Below are 18,208 nucleotides of genomic sequence, written 5' to 3'. Positions count from 1 at the left end.
GCGGCGGTGTCGGCGCGGCCGCGCTGTGCGGAGGCGGTGGCCAGGGCGACGCGCTGATCATCCGCGTGCCGAAGGCGGCGCGGCAGGGCGGCGGGGCAGGGCGGCGCGGCGCGGCGCGGTGGGGCGGAGCGCGGCGCAGCGGGGCGGGGCGGGGCGCCGCGCAGCTCAGCCGACGGGCGCGACGTCGGTGCGGATCCGCAGCGCCTCCACCAGGTCCCGGTAGAGGCCGCTGGTCTCCAGCAGCTCGGCGTGCGTGCCCCGGGCCACGATCCGGGACGCCTCCATCACGACGATCTCGTCGGCGTCGAGCACCGTGGAGAGCCGGTGCGCCACCGTGACCACCGCGCCGCGCTCCGCCTGCGCCCGCACGACGGTCTGGATCGCCGCCTCGGTGATCCCGTCCACCTGCGCGGTCGCCTCGTCGAGCAGCAGCACCCGCGGTTCGGCGAGCAGCGCCCTGGCCAGCGCGATCCGCTGCCGTTGTCCGCCGGAGACCGAGGTGTCCGACAACGGCATGTCCAGGCCGAGCTCCAGATCCTCGATCACACCGTCGAGGTGGATGCTGCGCAGCACCTCGGCGATCCGCTCCTCGGAGACGTCCGGGGCGGCCAGGGTGAGGTTCTCCCGGATGGTCCCGGGCACGACCGGCGTCTCCTGCTCGACATAGGCGAAGTGGCTGCGCACCCGGTGCGCGTCCAGCTCGGTGTAGGGCACACCGCCGAGCAGCAGCTCCCCTCGCTCGGGATCGACGAAGCGCAGCAGCAGCGACAGCAAGGTCGTCTTCCCCGCACCGGACGGCCCGACCACCGCCACGTGCCCGCGGTCCGGCACGACCAGGTCCAGCCCGCGCACCGCGGGCTCGGCCGCACCGGGATAGCGGGCGTCGACCCCGCGCAGCTCGACCCCGCCGCCGGTGGAGGTCGGGACCGGGCCGGACCCGTCCGGGGGCGGCTCGGTCTCCAACGCCCGGACCTCCCGGATCCGGCCCGCCGCCGCGATCCCGGACTGCAGCGTGCTGAGGTTCTGGCTGAGTTCCATGATCGGCCCCATCAGCCCGAAGGCGTAGAGCAGGAACGCGACCAGGGTCGACACGCTCATCTCCCCGGACGCGACGCGCCACGCCCCGACCCCGAGGATCAGCACGATCGCGGCCTGCAGACCGGCCCAGGCGATCGTCCAGACCAACGCCTCGCGGCGGACCGCCCGGACACCGAAGCGGCGCGCGTCCGCGGCATGGGTGAGCAACCGGTCGCGCGCGGCGTCCTCGACACCGGCCGCCTTGACGGTCTTGACCGCGCGCAGCGTCCCGTCCAGCGAGCCGCCCAGATCACCGAGCGCTCCCTGCGCCTGCTGCTGCGCGGTGGCGATCGCGGGCAGCAGCACCGAGAACAGGAGGACGACGACCGCCGTCGCGCCGAACGTCACCAGCGCCAGCATCGGGTCCAGGACGGTCATCAGCACCAGCGAACCGGCCAGCATCACCGCGCCGTTGAGCAGCCCGACCAGGCTGGACGACGCCGCCTCGCGCAGCAGCACGGTGTCCGAGGTGACCCGGGTGACCATCTCGCCCGCCGGACGGGCGAGCAGTGGGAGCACCTTCGCCCGCAGGTAGCGGACGATCATGTTCTCGCGGGCGTCGTAGACGATCCGTTCGGCGAGCGTGCCGAGCACGACCCACTGCCACCAGGTGATGCCGGCGCCGAACACGAGCAGCGCGAGCAGCAGCAGCACCGGCCCGGACAGCGAGCCCCCCGCGGCGACGGTGTCGAGCACCCACTTGGTCACCAGTGGGCTCGCCAGCTCCATCGCCGAACCGGCGAGAGCCAGGACGAGACCGAACACCAGTGTCGGTAGGTGCGGGCGGGCATGGTCCCACAGGATCCCGATGCGGGAGCCCGGCTCAGTCACGACGGTCATGCCCCCAAGTGAGACAGACCTGTCCTATTCTTGCAAACTCTTTTCCTGTTATGGTCACGACATGACGGTCGAGGAGCAGAAGAGCCCCACCAAGGAGCGGACCCGGCAGGCGATCCTGCGCGCCGCCATCGGGGTGCTCTCCGCCAACCCCGGCGCCGCGCTCGGTGAGATCGCCGAGGCCGCCGGGGTCGCCCGCAGCACGCTGCACCGCTACTACCCGGACCGGGCCACACTGTCGTCCGCGGTCGGAGCGTTCGTCCAGGCGGAGTACGCGGCGGCGATCCGCCGGGCCCGGCTCGACGAGGGCACCGGGCTCGCCGCCTACACCCGGCTGTGCGGAGAGCTGATCGAGGGCCGCGACGTCTTCGCCTGGTGGGTGCGCGGCGAGATCGACGACGAGGTTCCCGACGAGAACGACGAGGACCGGATGGTCACCGCGCTCGTCCGGCGCGGCCACGCCGACGGCAGCATCGACCCGCTCCTCGACGCCGAATGGCTCGCCACCCACATCTGGTGCGGACTGTTCGCCGCCGTCCACCTGCCCGAGCCGGCCGGGCGCAGCCCGCGGGAAACCGGCGAGATGTGCCTGCGGACCCTGGTGAAGGCCGCCGCCGCCTGACACAGCGGCCCCGCCACCCACCGGAGCGGGAGACGGGGCCGGAGCTGTGCCGACGCGCCGCTGCGCGGCTGTGCCGACGCGCCGCTCAGCGGCTGTGCCGACGCGCCGCTCAGCGGCGGCGGGCCTTGACCTTCTTCGGCGGCGGCAGGTTCCCCTCGGCACGCAACTTGGCCGTGTGGCTCGCCAGCGCGTCGACCAGGGTCGGGACCCGGGCCTCCTCGGGCTGCACGTCCACCCGCAGCCCGAACTCGCGGGCCGTCTCTGCGGTGGCCGGGCCGATGCAGGCGACCAGCGTGCGGGCGTGCGGCTTGCCGGCGATGCCGACCAGGTTCCGCACCGTCGACGACGAGGTGAAGCACACCGCGTCGAACCCACCGGTCTTGATCGCCTCCCGGATCGGCGCGGGCGGCGGGGCCGCACGGACGGTCCGGTAGGCCGTCACGTCGTCGACCTCCCAGCCCCGCTCCTGCAGGCCCGCCGACAGCGTCTCGGTGGCGATGTCGGCCCGCGGCAGCAGCACCCGGTCGACCGGGTCCAGCACGTCGTCGTGCGGCGGGAAGATCTCCAGCAGCCCCTCCGACGTCGAGGACTGGGCCTCGTCGATGTCCGGGACCAGCTCCGGCTCGATGCCGAACTCGCGGACCTTCTCCGCCGTCGACCGGCCCACGCAGGCGATCTTCACGCCGGAGAACGCGCGGGCGTCCAGGCCGAACTCGGCGAACTTCTCCCACACGGCCTTCACCGCGTTCGTCGAGGTGAAGACGACCCACTGGTAGCGGCCGTCGACCAGGCCCTTGACCGAGCGCTCCATCTGCGCGGGCGACCGGGGCGGCTCGACGGCGATCGTCGGCACCTCCTCCGGGATGGCACCGTGCATCCGCAGCCGCTCGCTCATCACACCGGCCTGGTCCTTGGTCCGCGGCACCAGCACCCGCCAGCCGTACAACGCGCGCGACTCCCACCAGGACAGCTCACCGCGCCGACCGGCGGCGTCGCCGACGGTCAGCACCAGCGCGCCCTCCAGGTCGCTGCCGTCACCGGCCAGTTTGCCGACCGACGACGAGATCGTCTTCTGGGTCGAGGTGGTGCCGCCGGAGGTGATCGCGACCGGGGTCTCGGCCGGCACGCCCTGCGCGGCCAGCCCGGCGGCGACGTCGGCCAGCAACGCGCCGGTGGCGTGCAGCACGACCGGCCCCGGGCTCGCGGCGAGCGCGGCCCAGTCGACGCCCGCCCGCACGTCGGCCTCGACGTGCGCGGAACCCAACGCGACCCCGGCGTAGGCCGGCACCGCGGTGGAGGCAGGCACACCCGGCACGACGTCGAACGCCGTCCCGGACGCCGACACGGCGAGCGCCTCCGCCACGACCGCGTCGTTGGTGAGCGGGTCGCCGGAGACCAGGCGGGCCACCGAACGGCCCTGGCCCGCCTCGGCCAGCAGATCGCTCGCGATGTCGGCGGGCTGGCCGACCGCCGGGCGAACCTCCGCGCCGTCCGCGGCCAGCGCGAGGATGCCCTCCGGCACGTCCGGGTCGGTGATCACCAGCGGCGAGCCGGCGAGCACGTCCCTGGCGCGCACGGTGAGCAGCGCCGGGTCTCCCGGTCCGCTGCCCACGAAGGCGATCCGCCCCGAGGTGTTGGCAGGTCCTGTCATTCCGTACTCCCGATCCAGCGGTTGGCGGGGCCCTCGAGGCCTGCCGGGGGCAGGTCCTCGGCTCCCAGGTCGAGAAGCTCGTGCGCGACCGCGGCTCCGAGCTTCTCGGCGTCGTCCATCTCTCCGGTGGCGGAGGCGCGCACCACAGCGCCCTCCGCGATGTCCCCGATCCCCAGCACGCCGCGCAGCGACAACCGGTCGACCGCCCGCCCGTCGTCGTCCAGGTCGGAGACGACGTCGGCCAGCGCACCGACCGGCACGTGGCAGCCGGCCTCCAGGGTCGCCAGGACGGCACGCTCCGCGGCCACGGCGACGCGCACGCCCGGGTCGTCGAGCACGGCCTGCAACGTCGCGACCAGCTCGGTGTCGCCCACCCGGCACTCCACCGCGAGCGCCCCCTGGGCGGGGGCGGGCAGCATCTGCAGCGGGTCGATCAGCTCGTCCGCCTCGTCGATGCGGCCCAGCCGGCGCAACCCGGCCGCGGCCACGACCACCGCGTCCAGCTCACCGGACCGGACCTTCCCGATCCGGGTGTCGACGTTGCCCCGGATCGGCAGCACCTCCAGGCCCTGCCCCAGCGCGTACAGCTGCACGCCCCGGCGCGGAGACCCGGTGCCGACGCGGGCGCCACGGCCCAGCTCACCGAGCACCCGGCCGTTCGTGACCAACGCGTCGCGCACGTCCTCGCGCTGCGGGACGGCGGCGATCCGCAGCCCCTCCGGCTGGGCGGTGGGAAGATCCTTGAACGAGTGCACGGCGACGTCGATCTCGCCCGCGGTCAGCGCGTCCCGCAGGGCGGAGACGAACACTCCGACGCCGAGCTGGGTCACCGGCGCCATCGAGCGGTCGCCGCTGGTGGAGATCGTGACGATCTCGCACGGCTGCCCGGCGGCGGTCAACCGGTCGGCCATCGTCGTGGTCTGCGCGACCGCCAGTTCCGACGGGCGGGTCCCGATCTTCAGCACGCTCACGAGATCTGCTCCGGGGGACGGGACCCGATCGACGGGGTGCGATCGAGCGGGGCGTTCAGCGCGGCCGTGACGTCGGTGCCGTCGACGGTCGCGTCGGTACCGCGCACCGGCGCCGCGACGGCGGCGGCCGCCTGCGGGTCGAGCTCGAACAGGGTGCGCAGCGCAGCGGCGTAACTGCCGCCGTCCGGCCCTTCGGCAAGCCGTTTGACCTGCACCGTCGGGGTGTGCAGCAGCTTGTCGACGACCCGGCGGACGGTTCTCGAGAGCTCCTCGCGGACCCGTCCGTCCAGGTCGGGGAGCCGGGAGTCCAGGCGAAGGAGCTCGGCGTCGACGACCTCGGAGGCACGCCGGCGCAGCGCGGTGACGGTCGGTGTGACCTCGGCCGAGCGCTGCCCGGCCAGGTACTGCTGGGCCTCCTCCTCGACCATCCGGTGGGCCAGCGCGATCGAACCGCCCGCCGCGTCCTCGGTGACGTCGAGCAGCCGGCGCTGCAGGGTGGTGAGATCCACCATCCGCACGCCGGGGAGCTCGGCCACCGCGGGATCGACGTCGCGCGGCAGGCCCAGGTCACAGACGACCAGCGGCCGCCGCCGAGCGGCGGACAGCGCGTCGGCCACCGGTCCCGTGTGCACCACGTGGCCGATCGACCCGGTACAGGCCAGCAGCAGATCCGCGTCCCGCAGCTCGACGGCCAGCGAGTCCAGCGGACCGGTCCGCGCGGCGGTGCCCTGCTCCCGGATCTTGTCCACGAGCCGCTCACCGCGCTCGACCGAACGGTTCAGCACGACGATCTCGGCCGCCCCGGCGCGCCGCAGGTGCGCCGCGGCCAGCGCACCCATCGCACCGGCCCCGACGACGACGGCGCGCGCCCCGTCCAGGCCGGTGCCGCCGAGCTCGCGGCCGGCGTCGCGCAACGCCTCGGACACGATCGAGGCGCCCGCCTCGTCGATCCCGGTACCGGCGTGCACCCGCTTGCCGACCCGCAACGCCTGCTGCACCAGCTCGTGCAGCACCTTGCCGACCGAGCCGGACTGGTCCGCGGTGGCGTAGGCGCCGCGGAGCTGGCCGAGGATCTGCGACTCCCCCACGACCATCGAGTCCAGGCCCGCGGCCAGCTGGAACAGGTGCTGGACGGCGGAGCCGGCGTAGTGCACGAAGAGATGGTCCGACAGCTCACCGAGCGGGAACCCGGCATAGGCGCCGAGCACGTCGGTGACGTCGCCGAGGCCGCCGTGGAACGCGTCCACGACCGCACAGACCTCGATCCGGTTGCAGGTCGAGAGAAGGACCGCCTCCTCGACGTGCGTTCGGTCGAGCATCTCCTCGAGCAGTTTGGGCACGTCGTCCGGCGCGACCGCGAGGCGCTCCAGCACCTCGACCGGCGCGCTGCGGTGCGACAGGCCGACCACGAGGACGCTCATCGCGGGGACACCACCGATCCGTTCGTCTCGCCCTGTGTGCCGGCGGCCCCGTCGGGGGTGTCCGCCGGGACCGTCACGTCGCCGGCGAGGCGCCGGCGGGCAACGTGGAACGCGAGGACCTGCAGTTCGACCGACAGGTCGACCTTGCGGACCTCGACGTCGTCCGGCACCTGAAGCAGCACCGGAGCGAAGTTGAGAATGGACTGCACCCCGCCCTCGACGAGCAGGTCGCAGACGTTCTGCGCGGCAGGCCCGGGGGTCGCGATCATCCCGATGGTGACGCCGTGGGCGGCGCACACCTCGGGGATCTCACGGACGTGCCGGACCCGGATGCCGTTGATGTCGATGCCCACCAGGCCGGGCTCGACGTCGAACAGGGCACCGACCGGGAAACCGCGGCCGGCGAACCCGGCGTACCCGGCGAGCGCCTGGCCGAGGTTGCCCACCCCGACCAGCGCGACCGACTGCCGGTGGTCCATGCCGAGTTCTCCCTGCAACCTCCCCTGCAGCGACGCGACGTCGTAGCCGACGCCCCGCACCCCGTAGGAGCCCAGATAGGACAGGTCCTTACGGAGCTTCGCCGAGTTCACCCCGGACGCGCCGGCCAGCTCCTCCGAGGAGACCGTCTCGACGCCCTGCTCGCGCAGCTCGCCCAGCACCCGCAGGTAGACGGCGAGCCGCGAGACGGTGGCCTCGGGGACCGGCCGCACCGGGCGCTCACCGTCGGCCTCCGCGGAGGGGGCCCCGGTGTCGGGCGGCAGGCTCACGGGCCTTCCTCCTCCGGGGTCGGTCGCGGGCGGTCGGGGGTTGTCCACGGACGGTCGGTCATCGAAACTGATCGTGCTCCGGTCGGGGTGTGCTCGGCTGCACCCCTGCTGCACAGGAGCACGGCCGCCGCACCCGGGCGACGCCCGGCCGACGTCGCGGCCAGGGGGGTGCGCGCTCGGGCAGGCCCGACGGCGCGAGGTCACCGGGCCGGGCGACGGAAACCCACGGTAGCCGCTTGTGAAGGCCCGCACAAAGTTGCGATCTTGGTCCGGATCGTGCACCGCACAGCGGCTGACCTTGAGCTACCGGTGATCGACCGGCACGAACCGCTCACCGTTCGAGGTAGGGGGTGTCGCGGCAGCCCGCCCGGCCGGGACCGGGCGCCGGGCACCGGCGTGACACAGCTCTCGACTCCGTCAGACGACGGTGACCGGGCGCGACGGCAGCCCGGTCGCGGCCCCCGGCAGCGGCGCGCGCCGCTGCGCGGTCTGCACCACCCCGTCGCCGTCGGTCGCCCGGCACCGGATCGTGTGCCCGCCCGCCGCCAGGTCCAGCTCGGCGCGCCACATCCGCCAGGTCGCTCCGCCCGCCGGGACCGGGCCGAGCTCGGCGCTCACCCAGCCGCCGTCACCGGGCTCGCCGACACCGACCTCCACCCGCGAGATCCCGCGCGGCACGGCCCAGGCGACCCCGGTGACGACGATCCGCCCGGCCGGGACGCTCGCGTAGGGCCCCGGCGAGTCGATCCGCGAGGCCGTCTCGGTCGCGCCGGGCGGCGCCCATCCGCGCAGCCGCCAGTAGTCGGCGCGCGCGGCGAACGTGGTGAGCTCGATGTCGGTGACCCACTTGGTCGCGCTGACGTAGCCGTAGAGCCCGGGCACCACGATCCGCACCGGGAAGCCGTGCTCGACGGGGAGCGCCTCACCGTCCATCGCCACGGCGAGCAGCGCGCCCACCTCCCGGTCCAGCACCAGCGACGACGGACTGCCCGCCGTCCAACCGTCGACCGAGGTGGAGAACACCTGGTCGGCGGCCGGGTCCGGGCCTGCCCCGGCGAGCAGCGGTGCCAGCTCGACACCGGTGAAGCGGGTGGTCGACACCAGATCACCGCCGACCTCGTTGGAGACGCACGACAGCGTCGCCCAGCGTTCGACGAGCGGCCGGTCCAGCAGGTCGTCGAGGCCGAGTCGCAGCTCGCGGCCGACCATGCCGTGCACCCGCAGCGCCCACGTCGCCGGATCGACCGCGGGTACCCGCAGCGCGGTGTCGATCCGGTAGAAGTCCGCGACCGGCGTCGTGAACGCGCTCCCACCGGGGAACTGCGCCCCGGCCGGTGCCGCCGGGGCGGGCGTGATCCGGCCCGCGGCGGCGAGCGCGCGCAGGCGCGCGGTGAGCGCGTCCCGGGCGGGCCCGACCCGGCCGGACGGCAGCCGGGCCGCGACCGGTCCGGCGACCGCGACCGCGGTGACCCCGCAGGCACCGGCCAGGCCGGCAGCGCGCAGGAACCGGCGGCGGGTGAGCGACTCGCGCAGCGGACGGCCGTCGGGCAGCGCCGGGCCCGCCGGGATCCGGGAGGCGAGGCGGTGCAACCCGCGGAACGCCGTCACCGCAACGACGAGCGCCACGATCCCCGGTGAGACGTCCAGCGGGCCCGCACCGGCCGCCGTCCCGGCGGCGAGCACCCCCAGCAGGCCGAGCCCGGCGAGCACGCCGGCCCCCGGCCGTTCCGAGCGCCCGGACAGCGCCCCGGCGACGGCGACCGTCACCAGCAGCACGACCAGCACCCCGGCGAGCACGGTCGGCCGCCCGGCGAGCCCGGCCCCGACCGTCGCGAGCTCGGCGACCCCGGGCGGGACGAGCGCGACCACCCGGCCCGCGACGGCGTCCAGCGGGCCCGTCCCCGGCCCGGTCACGAGCCCGGCGAGCTGGCCGGCACCGACGCCGAGCGCCGCCGCGGCGAGCGCTGCGCCGGTCGCGCGCATCCGGCCGGGACGCGCCACGGGCCCGGTCGCGCTCATTGCTCGTTCAACCGGCGGCCAGGTCGGCCCGCAACCGCGCCTCGTCGACCCGGAAGGAGTCGTGCTCACGCCCGTCGAGCAGGACCACCGGGACCTGGTCGCCGTACTCGGCCCGCAGCTCCGGATCGGTGTCGACGTCCACCGTCTCCCACCCGGTGCCGGTCTCGGCGCACACCCGCCGCAGCACGTCCGCGGCATCCGCGCAGAGGTGGCAGCCGGCCCGGGTCAGCAGCCGTACGCGGGCGGTCACATCCGCGCCAGGGTCCGGCGGGCGATCTTGCCGGTCGGCGTCCGCGGCAGCTCGTCGGCGAAGGCGACGACCGTGGGCCGCTTGAACCGGGCCAGGCGGGCGGCGCAGTGTTCGTTGACCTGCTCCGCGGTCAGCCCGGGCCCGGGCGCCGCGACCACGACGGCCTTCACCGCCTCGCCGGTGCGCTCGTCCGGCACGCCGACGACGGCGACGTCGGCGACCTCGTCCAGCTCCGCGATCACCTGCTCGACCTCACGCGGATAGACGTTGAAGCCGTTCACGATGACCAGGTCCGAGGAGCGGTCCACCAGGAACAGGTCGCCGTCGGCGTCGAGGTAGCCGACGTCGGCGGTGGTGAACCAGCCGTCCGGGTCCGGCCCGCCTGCGCCGTCCGGCCAGTAGCCGGAGAACAGGTTGGGGCCGCGCAAGGAGATGAGGCCGGTGTCGTCACCGGGTTCGGAACCGACCTCGAGATCGAGCTCGTCGGGCTCGGGCTCCGGCTCGGGATCGCTGAGCGGACGGCCTGCTGCATCGACCAGCCGCAGCTCGATGCCGGGTAGCGGCCGCCCGACCGATCCGGGCTTCGCCGGCCGGCCGAGATCGTTGGTGGTGATCACCGGGCCGCCCTCGGAGAGCCCGTAGCCCTCGTGCAGGTCCAGGCCGGTCGCCCCGCGGAAGTCCGCCAGCCAGGACGACGGCAGCGGCGCCCCGCCGGAGGTGCACAGCCGCACCCCGCCCATCGCCGAGCGCAACCGCTCGGCACCGGACGGCGCGGCACGCAGGTCCAGCAGCGAGCGGAACAGCGACGGCACGGCGGCGATCACGCTCACCCGTTCCTCGACGACCGCCGCCAGCAGCCGCTCCGGATCGAAGCCGCCGGGCAGGACGACCGTCGCCCCCGTCCAGCACACCTGCATCAGGCCCGCCGCGAGGCCGTAGACGTGGTGGAGCGGCAACGCCAGCAGCACCCGGTCGACACCGTTCACCGGGGCCGGGCGCAGTTCGGCCGCCTGGGCCCGGTTCGCCAGCAGCGCGCGATGGGTCAGCATCACGCCGCGGGGCCGCCCGGTGGTCCCCGACGTGAAGACGATCAGTGCGATCCGTTCGGGATCGGCCGGTACGCCTCCGGTGGCCGGGACGTCCGGCGCGGGAGCCGCCGGGTCCGGCGGCGGCAGCAGCCGGGCGCCGCAGCCCTGCGCACAGCCCTGCGCGACCCGGTCCCCGACCGATGCGACGACGACCGCGGGGCCTGCCTGCTCGAAGACGATCTCCAGCTCGCGGGTCACCGAGCCGGCGCCGAACGGCACCACGATCGCGTCCGCGCGCAGCGCGCCGAACACCGCGACGCAGTAGGCCGCGCCGTCGGCCAGCCCGATCGCGACCCGGTCACCGGGGCGTACCCCGGCGGCGCGCAGCCGCGCGGCCTCGGCGCTCACCGCGGCGTCCAGTGCCGCCCAGCTCAGGGTCAGCGGGGACTCCCCGGACAGATCGCGGACGGCGTCGTGCCCGGGCCGGTCGGCGGCGTTGCGGGAGATCAGGTCCGCGAGATGGGCGGGGGCGGGACGGGAACTCGACACGGGACGTCTTCCTCCTCGGTGCGCGACATCACCCAGTCTGGCAAAACGCCGGAGCCGGACACCGCCCGGCAACAGCACCGCTCGTCGCGCATACGGACCGTGTCGGTTCGGACACGCTCGGCTAACAGTTCGCTGACCGCGCCCAACAGGCCGCTCGACGGAACGGGCCACGGTGAAAGGCGGCGAGTGCATTGCGCCACCGCCTCAACGTTTATGCTCCGCCGCTACACGAGGTTCAACGCGCGAACCGACGGTTCGTCGCGCGACTCACCCGAGGGAGTGGCATGCAGCTCGTCGCCAGCGCACCGCTGCGCCTGCCGTGCCGTGCGGCGCGGGGCACCCCGCCTCCTGCCGCCCGCCGGGCGGTCCCGCGGCCGGACCGTCGGGATCCATGACCCGGCCGATGCGACCGCAGCGGCTGTTCCGCCCCCGGGAACGCCACGAGAACTCTCCGCAGAACGTCCCCCCGAGCTCTGCAGATCACGTCCGTCAAGCCGACCCAGCCGTCCGTCCCGACCGGGCCCCCGATCCCGTTCGAGACCGACCCGACGCCGTCCGCCCCCAGCCGGACGGGGAGGTGTCCGTGACTTCAGCGACCTCTGCACCGTCCGCACCGACGGGGCCGATCGCGCCCGCTCCCCCACACGCTCCCCGACCCGGCGGGTACCCGGCCGGCCCGGGCGCCAACCACGCCGGCGCCGCCCCCACCCGGCCGGGGCGCCCGGGCGGCACCGAACAGGAGATGCCGTCACCACGACGGGCGCCGCAGGTCTCGCAGGGGCTGCCCCGGCCCGAGCAGGACCCGGCCGACGAGGCCGCCCGCGCCGTCGAGGACGCCAACAGCTCCTGGGCGCTGGTCGAGGCCTGCCAGGCAGGCGACGCCGGCGCCTTCGGCGAGCTGTACGAGCGCTATCACGACGTCGTCTTCCGCTACGTGCTGTTCCGGATGGGCGACCGGGCCTTCGCCGAGGACGTCACCCAGGAGACCTTCGTCCGGGCGCTCCGCCGGATCTCCTCGGTGAGCTACCAGGGCCGCGACATCGGCGCCTGGTTCGTCACCATCGCCCGCAACCTGATCTTCGACTACGTGAAGTCCAGCCGGTACCGGCTGGAGCAGACCACCTCGGAGATCGCCGATCACTCGCCGGCGACCGGCGGCCCCGAGCAGCAGGTCCTCGACATGGCGACCAACGACGAGCTGCTGGCCTCGATCGCCAAGCTCAACCCCGACCAGCGCGAGTGCATCCAGTACCGCTTCCTGCGTGGCCTGTCGGTCGCCGAGACCGCCGAGCTCATGGACCGCAACGAGGGCGCGGTGAAGGCCCTGCAGCACCGGGCGGTGCGCCGCCTGGCCCAGCTGCTCCCGGACGGTCTGCGGTGAGCGGCCATGCGGCTCGAACGGCCGCGACGGGAGAGCAGATGCTGATCACTGCGGTGAACGCACTACTCGATGCGGTGAACGGTCCCGAGCCCATAACCTCTGCGCCGGTCGGTCGTTGTGCAGACGAGCGCGCTGTGGGCGCGCCGACGAGCAGCGCGAGACTGCAGTGAGGACGGACGGCATGCCCAGGGCATGGGACGACAGGCACCGGAGCGGGGACGAGTTCGACCACGCCCCGGTCGGCGCACCCGCGTCGGAGGAGCTGGCGCACGAGATCGCGCTGTCCGCCGCGCTGGACCGCTCGCGTCGCGACCTCTCGCCGGACCCGCACGCCTCCGCCCGGATGCGGCAGCGCCTGTTCGACGTGCTGGCGCAGGAGGGGATCGGCCAGGCGTCCCCGTTCGGCGGGCACCCCGGTCACGCGGACCGGGCGGATCGCCCCGACCGCGGGGACCTCACCGCGCCGATCGGGCCGCCGATCGCCGACGACCTCGACCACCAGGCCGTCTCCACCCGCCGCTCGGCCGGTGAGCACCAGCCGGAGTCCGACGACCCGGGCGCCCGCCAGGCACGGCCGCGCCGTGGCCGGCACGTGCTGCCGACCCACCACCCGGACCACCCGGAGCAGATCGTGGGCGCCGCGCCCGGGCCGGCGCGGGACGCCGACGCGGGCCCCGGCCGGGACGAGACGGCCCGGCCGCCGCGGATGCTGGACCGCCGCAGGCCGAGCGTCCGCAAGCGGTTCGGCGTCGTCGTCGGCGGGTTCGCCGCGCTCGCCGTGATCGCCGGGGTGACCTCCACGGTCAGCCGGGACGCGCTGCCCGGGGACGCGATGTACGGGGTGAAGCGGGCCAGCGAGAGCGTCGGCGGCGTCTTCACCGTCGGCGAGCAGGCCGAGGCCGACCGCCAGCTCGACCTCGCCCGGTCCCGGGTGGACGAGCTGGAGAACCTGATCGCGCGCGCGACACCGCCCTCCCCGGCCGCGGTCGCCGCCGCGATGAAGGACTTCGACCGGGCCACCAGCACCGGCAGCAGGCTGATGCTGACCGGTGCCGGCGCCGAGGGGGCCGACGTGTCCCGCCTCGCCGAGCTGCGTACCTGGGCCGCCGCCCAGTCCGGCCGGATCACCGGCCTGCAGGAGCAGCTGCCCGCCGAGAGCCGTCCCGAGACCGCCGAGGCGATCCAGCTGCTCGACCGGGTGCTCGCCAGGGCCGAGGCGCTGCGCGCGAACAGCGGGTGCCTCGCCGACAGCGGTGGCACCGTCGACGACCTGGGCCCGGTCCCCGGTGAGTGCCGGCCGGGCAGCGGCGGCACCGCACCGGACGCGTCCCGCCAGTCGGCGACCGCCACACCCGAGGGCGGCACGTCCTCGGTGGACCCGGGCCCGAGCTCGCCGACCGCGACCCCGGAGACCTCGAGCCCCGGCTCGTCCACGAGCTCCGGATCCTCGCGGGCCCCGACCGGCACCGGTGAACCGAACGGCGGCCTGCCGCTGCTGGGGGGTTCCGGCCCGGCGACGAGCAGCTCACCGAGCAGCTCCTCGCCGGAGAGCTCGTCGTCGGCACCGTCGGACGACCGGCTGCTTCCGCCGATCACGATCCCGCCGCTGCTGCCCGGCCTCGGCCCGGTGACGATCGGCTGAGGTACCAGGTACACCCGGGCGGGCCCGGTCCGGCGCCGCACCGCGCCGGGCCGGGCCCGCTCCGGTGTCCCACCAGTAGGCTGGAACCCGCGCCCGGGTACCGCGGGGCGCGTGACGCCGTCGTACCAGGAAGGTCGCCGTGGTGAGTGATCCCGGGTCCGTTCCCGACGAGGTTCGGGTCGACGCCGCCGGCACCGGTGGCGAGACCGGGCTGGCCGAGGAGCCCGGTGTGCTCGAACGGGCGACCGCACTCGATCCGGCGCAACGCGCGGGCCAGGCCTCGGCCGCGGCGGCGGTCGCCGCGGAGAGCGTGGACCTGCAGCCGCCGGACGGCGACGGTCCGCCGCCGGACCTGACCGCGGCCGCGTTCTTCGACGTCGACAACACGATGATGGTCGGCGCGTCGATCTTCCACTTCGCCCGCGGGCTCGCCGCCCGCAAGTTCTTCACCACCTCCGACCTGGCCGGGTTCGCCTGGCAGCAGCTCAAGTTCCGGGTCGGGGGCCGGGAGGACAAGGGCGGCATCGCCGGGCACCGGGACACCGCGCTGTCGTTCGTCGCGGGCCGTCCGGTGGCCGAGGTCGTGGCCCTCGGCGAGGAGATCTACGACGAGCTGATGGCGGACCGGATCTGGGCGGGCACCCGGGCGCTGGCCCAGATGCACCTCGACGCCGGCCAGCGGGTCTGGCTGGTCACCGCGACCCCGGTCGAGCTGGCCCTGATCATCGCCCGCAGGCTCGGCCTCACCGGTGCACTGGGAACCGTCGCGGAGTCGGTCGACGGGCTCTACACCGGACGGCTGGTCGGGGAGATCCTGCACGGCCCCGCGAAGGCACACGCCGTGCGTGCGCTGGCCGCCTCGGAGGGCCTGGACCTGCGCCGGTGCACCGCCTACTCGGACTCGGTGAACGACGTCCCGATGCTCTCGGCCGTGGGCACCGCGGTCGCGGTGAACCCGGACTCGGAGCTGCGGGACGTCGCGAAGGCCCGGACCTGGCAGATCCGCGACTTCCGCACCGGGCGCAAGGCCGCACGGATCGGCGTGCCGTCGGTGCTGGGTGCCGGTGCGCTGGCCGGGGCGGTCGCCGCGGGGCTGGCCTACCGCAAGCGCTGAGGGGCGCCGGGGCGCCGGCCAGGCGTCTGCCGGTCAGCCACCGCGGTAACGCCGGGCGTAGCGCCGCGCGGCCTCCGCCCGCTCGTCCGCGGTCGCCTCGGCGCGGGTGGCCCGTGCGGTCCCGGCCGGGTAGCCGGCCTTCACCACCCGGTTCTCCACCGACTCCTCCATCACGAACAGCGCGTACTGCAGTGACACCAGCCAGCCGAGCAGGATCGCGGTCGCCCGCAGCCACAGCGGCCCGGGCACCAGCAGGATCAGCGGCACCGAGAGCAACGTCAGCATGGCCGCGGTCCGCGCGAAGTGGCGCAGGTGCCAGGTCCGGCAGGTGGTGTCGTGCAGGACCCACGTGCGGTACCGCGCGGGCAGCGAGCCGCCGACGGCGTACCACAGCCAGCGCAGCGGGCCCGGCCGGTGCGGTGCGGTCACCCGGTCAGCCCAGGAAGACGTTGCGCCGCTGGGACAGCAACCGGTACAGGGTGTGCTGGATGGTCTCCCGCACCTGGTCGGTCAGGTTGAAGACCAGCATCGGGTCGTCGGCGTCGGCCGGGGAATGCCGGTCGGTCGGGATCGGCTCACCGAACTCGATGTACCACTTCGACGGCAGCGGGATCAGCCCTGCCGGGCCGAGCAGCGGGAAGGTCGGGGTGATCGGGAAGTAGGGGGCGCCGAACAGCCGGGCGAGCGGGGCCAGGTCGCCGATCTTCGGGTAGATCTCCTCGGCCCCGACGATCGAGCACGGAATGATCGGGACGCCGGTCCGCAGCGCGGCCGACACGAAACCGCCCCGCCCGAACCGCTGCAGCTTGTAGCGGTCCCGGAACGGCTTGCCGATGCCTTTGAAACCCTCCGGGAACACGGCGACGACCTCCCCGGTGCTCATCAGGCGCTCGGCGTCGGGGTTGCAGGCCAGGGTCGCCCCGGACTTGCGGGCCAGCGAACCGGAGACCGGGAGCCGGAACATCAGGTCGGCGCCGAGCAGGCGCAGATGGCGGTGCGCGGGGTGGTCGTCGTGCACGGCGACGGTCATCATGACCGCGTCCAGCGGCAGCGTGCCGGAGTGATTGGCGACGAGCAGCGCGCCGCCGCTCTCCGGGATGTGGTGGGTGCCGATCGTCTCCACCCGGAACCAGCGTCGGTAGAGCGGTCGCAGTGCGGGCAGGACCATCGCGTCGGTGAGCTCGGCGTCGAACCCGAACTCGTCGACCTGGTAGTCCCCGGCGAGCCGTCGGCGCAGGAACTGGAGCGCCTGCTCGAGAGCGGCCTCCCAGCCCGGCTGGTCCTCGGCGTCGTCGGTCTCCGGTGGCGGGGGCACCGCGGCCGGCCGCACCTGCTCCCCGCCGCGCGCCGGCCGAGCGGGACCACGATCGCCCCGGATCGGGATCACCCGTGCCTCGGTCATGCCGTTGCCCCCTGTCGTGTCACGCCGTCCGGGCGCGTCGTCGGATCCGCCCACACGATCAGCGCAGCGCCCTGGCCAGGCCCAGCAGCCCGCGCTCGACCGAGGCGATGCGTTCCTGGCCGAGCACCGGGCGCAGGGCCTTGCCGCGGACGAAGTCGTCGAACGCCTGGGTGGTGGTCCAGCGTGGCTCGAAACCGAAGTCCTCGATCAACCGGCGGAGGTCCACCACCCGGCCGAAGTTCAGGAACCGCATCTGTTCCGGTGAGAAGTCCATCACCCGGGCACCGCGCAGCACCCGGCTGACCGGGCCGACGGCGCTGTTCGGCACCGGTACGGCGATCTTCCCGGCCCGCCGGATCGCCTGCGACAGCATCAGCACGCCGTGCGCGGCGACGTTGAAGACACCGGGGAGCTCGTGGGTCGCCGCACGCTCCAGCACGGCCAGGCCGTCCTCCTCGTGCAGCAGCTGCATCCGGGCGTCGTACCCGAGCACGGTCGGGACGACGGGCAGCGCGAAGTAGCGGCTCAGGACGGTGTCGATCCGCGGCCCGATGAAGTTCGCGAACCGCAGCACCGTCGTCGTGACGTCGGGCCTGCGCCTGGAGAATCCGCGCAGGTAGCCCTCGATCTCGGCGGCATCCTTCGCGTAGCCGCCCGACGGCAGGTCCTTCGGCCCGGTCGCCTCGTCGAAGACGGCCGGATCACGCGGGCTGGACCCATACACCGCGGTCGTCGACTTCAACACGACCCGCCGCACCGTCGACGCCTTCTGGCAGGCGGCGAGGAGCTGCATCGTGCCGATGACGTTCATCTCCTTCATCGTGGCGCGGCCGCCGGACGACGCCGGGCTGGCCGACAGCGAGGCGTGCACGACGGTGTCGACGCCCGCGGTGGAGATGACCTTCGCGATCAGCGGGTTGCGAATGTCCGCCCGGACGAACTCGGCGCGACCCATCCGCCTCAGCAGGTCGCGCGGCGGCGGGACGGTGTCGACGCCGAGCACCCGGTCGATCTGCGGGTTCGCCGCCAGCCGGGCGGCGAGGTGCCCGCCGAGGAACCCGCTCACACCCGTGACCAGCACGACGTTCGGAGTCGGCTGGGACATGGAGCGACCTCCCTGGACCTCGCCAGCGGACCGGCTGGCGATGGGCGTGCCGGGGCGAGCGGTGCCTGCTGCACACGACGACGGCGGCGGACGGACGACCCGGGCGAGCGGGGTGAGCCGGATGCGGACCACCGGTCGAACACCGCCTGACCACCTGGGCCGGGGCGAGCACCGTCGCTGCTCCGGCCGGACACCGGGCCGGTGGTCGATGGTATCCCGACTCGCCGTCGTCAGCACTCGCCCGCGCACGTGAAACGTGTGACGAGTGGGTGAATGGCCCGCTGGTGAATGGCCTACCGGTGAACGACGTGCCGGCCGGCGACGGGCCCGGCCGAACGACATCGGCCGCGCACCCGCCGTGGCGGGTACGCG

The 18,208-nt window shown here is 74.5% G+C and carries 15 protein-coding genes; 4 read left to right on the top strand and 11 right to left on the bottom strand.

From position 1 onward, the window contains the following. Positions 1–165: 165 nt before the first annotated feature. The gene (locus tag AB0J24_RS09555; RefSeq protein WP_358678032.1) at positions 166–1,917 is read right to left on the bottom strand and encodes an ABC transporter ATP-binding protein; all 1,752 of its coding nucleotides are present in this window, start codon (positions 1,915–1,917) and stop codon (positions 166–168) included. Positions 1,918–1,978: 61 nt separating this feature from the next. Between AB0J24_RS09555 and AB0J24_RS09550 the strand changes: the two genes are divergently transcribed. Continuing rightward, positions 1,979–2,536, top strand: a complete 558-nt coding sequence (locus tag AB0J24_RS09550) for a TetR/AcrR family transcriptional regulator (protein ID WP_358678029.1) — start codon at positions 1,979–1,981, stop codon at positions 2,534–2,536. Between the two features lie 109 nt (positions 2,537–2,645). On the opposite strand, the gene AB0J24_RS09545 is transcribed toward AB0J24_RS09550, so the two are convergent. The 7 genes from AB0J24_RS09545 to AB0J24_RS09515 all read right to left on the bottom strand — a co-directional run bounded on the left by AB0J24_RS09545 (position 2,646) and on the right by AB0J24_RS09515 (position 11,192). Then, on the bottom strand, positions 2,646–4,187 hold the full coding sequence (locus AB0J24_RS09545) for a bifunctional uroporphyrinogen-III C-methyltransferase/uroporphyrinogen-III synthase (RefSeq protein ID WP_358678027.1): 1,542 nt from the start codon (positions 4,185–4,187) through the stop codon (positions 2,646–2,648). After that, positions 4,184–5,158, bottom strand: a complete 975-nt coding sequence (gene hemC, locus AB0J24_RS09540; protein WP_358678024.1) for a hydroxymethylbilane synthase — start codon at positions 5,156–5,158, stop codon at positions 4,184–4,186. Before hemC ends, AB0J24_RS09545 begins: the two co-directional genes overlap by 4 nt. Then, positions 5,155–6,579: a glutamyl-tRNA reductase gene (locus AB0J24_RS09535; protein WP_358678021.1), complete on the bottom strand. Its 1,425-nt coding sequence runs from the start codon at positions 6,577–6,579 to the stop codon at positions 5,155–5,157. Before AB0J24_RS09535 ends, hemC begins: the two co-directional genes overlap by 4 nt. Next, positions 6,576–7,340 carry a redox-sensing transcriptional repressor Rex gene (locus AB0J24_RS09530; RefSeq protein ID WP_358678070.1) on the bottom strand — a complete coding sequence of 255 codons (765 nt, stop codon included), beginning with the start codon at positions 7,338–7,340 and terminating at the stop codon, positions 6,576–6,578. Before AB0J24_RS09530 ends, AB0J24_RS09535 begins: the two co-directional genes overlap by 4 nt. A 423-nt stretch (positions 7,341–7,763) precedes the next feature. Beyond that, on the bottom strand, positions 7,764–9,365 hold the full coding sequence (locus tag AB0J24_RS09525) for a molybdopterin-dependent oxidoreductase (protein ID WP_358678018.1): 1,602 nt from the start codon (positions 9,363–9,365) through the stop codon (positions 7,764–7,766). Between the two features lie 7 nt (positions 9,366–9,372). Beyond that, positions 9,373–9,615 carry a glutaredoxin family protein gene (locus AB0J24_RS09520; RefSeq protein ID WP_358678015.1) on the bottom strand — a complete coding sequence of 81 codons (243 nt, stop codon included), beginning with the start codon at positions 9,613–9,615 and terminating at the stop codon, positions 9,373–9,375. Next, positions 9,612–11,192: an AMP-binding protein gene (locus AB0J24_RS09515; RefSeq protein ID WP_358678012.1), complete on the bottom strand. Its 1,581-nt coding sequence runs from the start codon at positions 11,190–11,192 to the stop codon at positions 9,612–9,614. The genes AB0J24_RS09520 and AB0J24_RS09515 overlap by 4 nt, the downstream gene beginning before the upstream one ends. A gap of 742 nt (positions 11,193–11,934) precedes the next feature. Between AB0J24_RS09515 and AB0J24_RS09510 the strand changes: the two genes are divergently transcribed. The 3 genes from AB0J24_RS09510 (at position 11,935) to AB0J24_RS09500 (ending at position 15,329) form a co-directional block, all read left to right on the top strand. Then, positions 11,935–12,573, top strand: a complete 639-nt coding sequence (locus tag AB0J24_RS09510; protein ID WP_358678009.1) for a sigma-70 family RNA polymerase sigma factor — start codon at positions 11,935–11,937, stop codon at positions 12,571–12,573. A 181-nt stretch (positions 12,574–12,754) separates the two neighbouring features. Further along, entirely contained in the window at positions 12,755–14,215 is a 1,461-nt protein-coding gene (locus AB0J24_RS09505; protein ID WP_358678006.1) for a DUF5667 domain-containing protein, read from the top strand. Between the two features lie 211 nt (positions 14,216–14,426). Further along, positions 14,427–15,329, top strand: coding sequence for an HAD-IB family hydrolase (locus AB0J24_RS09500; RefSeq protein ID WP_358678067.1), 903 nt, complete (start codon positions 14,427–14,429; stop codon positions 15,327–15,329). Between the two features lie 33 nt (positions 15,330–15,362). Here the strand turns inward: AB0J24_RS09500 and AB0J24_RS09495 are convergent, their stop codons facing one another. The 3 genes from AB0J24_RS09495 to AB0J24_RS09485 are packed head-to-tail and all read right to left on the bottom strand — an operon-like array spanning position 15,363 to position 17,836. Further along, entirely contained in the window at positions 15,363–15,758 is a 396-nt protein-coding gene (locus AB0J24_RS09495) for a DUF5313 family protein (protein WP_358678003.1), read from the bottom strand. Between the two features lie 4 nt (positions 15,759–15,762). Then, positions 15,763–16,731, bottom strand: a complete 969-nt coding sequence (locus tag AB0J24_RS09490; RefSeq protein WP_358678000.1) for a lysophospholipid acyltransferase family protein — start codon at positions 16,729–16,731, stop codon at positions 15,763–15,765. 58 nt (positions 16,732–16,789) lie between these two features. After that, positions 16,790–17,836, bottom strand: coding sequence for an NAD-dependent epimerase/dehydratase family protein (locus tag AB0J24_RS09485; RefSeq protein ID WP_358677999.1), 1,047 nt, complete (start codon positions 17,834–17,836; stop codon positions 16,790–16,792). Positions 17,837–18,208: the final 372 nt, after the last annotated feature.

The organism is Pseudonocardia sp. NPDC049635 (assembly GCF_040659795.1).
Classification (GTDB): domain Bacteria; phylum Actinomycetota; class Actinomycetes; order Mycobacteriales; family Pseudonocardiaceae; genus Pseudonocardia.
The sequence above is the reverse complement of the archived record's forward strand: the minus strand, read 5'-3'. Positions and strand labels throughout refer to the sequence as shown.